The organism is Acidovorax sp. KNOB132 (genome assembly GCF_057541515.1).
The window spans coordinates 1-2,207 of record NZ_BAAJYT010000415.1 but is presented as its reverse complement, the minus strand read 5'-3'; the positions used below and the strand labels follow the sequence as shown (position 1 = coordinate 2,207).

At 73.6% G+C, this 2,207-nt stretch carries 1 protein-coding gene and 1 pseudogene; both read right to left on the bottom strand.

All coding sequences use genetic code 11. From position 1 onward, the window contains the following. Nucleotides 1-29: 29 nt before the first annotated feature. Nucleotides 30-1,409: a TAXI family TRAP transporter solute-binding subunit gene (locus tag AC27IO_RS23210; protein WP_498741020.1), complete on the bottom strand. Its 1,380-nt coding sequence runs from the start codon at nt 1,407-1,409 to the stop codon at nt 30-32. Continuing rightward, nucleotides 1,406-2,207 (bottom strand): annotated as a pseudogene (locus AC27IO_RS23205) (P1 family peptidase); the annotation flags it as partial. The pseudogene AC27IO_RS23205 and the gene AC27IO_RS23210, both read right to left, overlap by 4 nt.

The window sequence follows — 2,207 nt, the reverse complement described above, 5'->3', positions numbered from 1 at the left end:
GCAGCGCGGCAAGGGCGCCGGCAAGCCCGTCAGGCCGCGCTAGCCGGCGCGACGCCCGGCGCCGCGCGCAGCTTCTTGCGCACCAGTTGGATGTGGTTGCGCAGCGCGTACAGCTCGTCGGCATACGACAGCGGCACGCTCACCTTTTCCACCTGCGCTTCCAGCCGGTCCAGGGCCTCGTGCAGCGCCTGGGGCGCGGATTGTCCGGCGTCCATTTCGTCCTCGATCTCGCGCAGGCGACCGTACCAGCGGAACACGCGCGAGCGCACGCGGAACTGGTAGAGCGGCGGCACCACGCGCGACAGCGGCAGCATGGCGGCCAGCAGGATGCCCAGCACCAGCCACATGCGCTCGATCAGGTTGGCCATCCAGAAGGGCAGGTAGCGCTGCAGCAGCGGCGCGGGCTCGTTGATGGCGCGCTCGCCCTCGGCGGCGATGGGCAGCTCGCTGTGGCGGGTGCTCGGAAACTCGCGAGCCCGGTTGAACCAGCCGGCGCTGCCGTGCAGGGACTGCGCGTTCTGCGCGAACAGCTGCAGCAGCGCCGGATGCGTGCCCTCGCGCGCCAGCAGCGACGTGGTGGAGGCCACCAGCCGCACATCGGCGGGCGGCACGTTGCCGGCCAGGTCCACCACGCCGCGCGGCAGCGTGACGGGCGTGAGGAACGGAAAGCGCCGCCCGTAGGCCTCGTGCTGTGGAAAGTCCATGAGACGCACGCCCGGCGTCTGCAGCAGCATCTGCACCATGAGCGACTGCGGCGCCGAGGCGAACACCAGCGCGTCGAGCCGGCCCGCGAGGAACTCCACCGTCGCCGGCGTCTGGCCCAGCTCGGACAGCCGCAGCGCCCGGGGCTCCATGCGGTTGGCCTCCAGCAGCTTTTCCATCAGCGTGGGCACGCCGCTGCCCGCGGTGCCCACGTTCACGCGCAGGCCGCGCAGCTGCGCCAGGCTGTCGAGCCGGCCGCTTTTGACCACGCGGCGCGCGGCCTCGGTGCGGTAGAAGATCCACACCGGTTCCACGAACAGGCTGCCCAGCGATTCCAGGCCGTCGGCGTCTTCCGGCCGCAGTTCGCCGGTGCCGCCCTGCACGAAGGCCAGGTCGGCCTCGCCGCTGCGCAGCAACTGCAGGTTGGCGGACGAGCCTTCCGTCTCGCGCAGGACGACCTCGATGCCGTCGGCCGCCAGCGCCTTCTGGTAGCGCTGGCCGAAGTCCGCATAGGCGCTCTGCGCGGGCCCGGTGGCCAGGGTGACGCGCTTCGGGGGCGCGGGCTGCAGCCACCAGTAGGCCAGCACCAGCAGCCCCACCGCCAGGAAGGCGAGCGGACCGGCGGACAGGATCAGGTCGCGCAGGTTCAGCAGCGCCGTGTGCACCCGTCGCGTGACGGTGCGGGAGCGGGCGGCAAGGGCGTTCATCGGCCGAGGTCCGCCGCGCTCGGCAGGTACAGGCCTTCGTGGGTGGTGAGGGACTGCGCGGCCTGCACGGCGCGCAGCGTGGCGCGGGCCACGGCCTCGGCCGCCATGGTGGCCAGCACCAGCATGCCCGCGTGGCGGCCCGTGGCGCCGGTGGCCAGGGTGAACAGCGTGTCGCCGTCCAATTGGGTGTGTACGGGGTTGATGCTGCGCGCCAACCCGTCGTGGCCCGACACGGCCAGGCGATGGGCCTGGGCCTTGGTCAGCACCGCGTCCGTGGCGATCACGCCGATGGTGGTGTTGGTGCCGGGCAGCACGGGCTCGGGCGGCACGCCGCCCAGCAGCGCACGCCGCGTGTCCATCAGCCGCTGGCCGTCTTCCGAGCGTGCGCCGGCCACGGGCCGGGCGGTGTGCGGGTCGACCACGTCGCCCACGGCGTTGCAGGCGATCAGGGCGCCCACGGTGATGCCGTCCAGCGACACCGAGGCCGTGCCGATGCCGCCCTTCATCGCGCGCCCGATGCCGAAGAGCTTGCCCACCGCGGCCCCGGTGCCCGCGCCCACGTTGCCCTCGGCCGGATCGTCGCGCGACGCGGCGGCGCAGGCGGCATAGCCGGCCGCGGCGTCGGGGCGGATGCGCATGTCGCCCACCAGCAGGTCGAACAGCACGGCCGCCGGCACGATGGGCAGGCGGCCCACGGCCACGTCCAGGCCCACGCCGCGCTCCTCCAGCCAGCGCACGGCGCCGTGGCGCCTCCAGGCCCCACGCGCTGCCGCCGGCGAGCACGATGGCATGCACCTT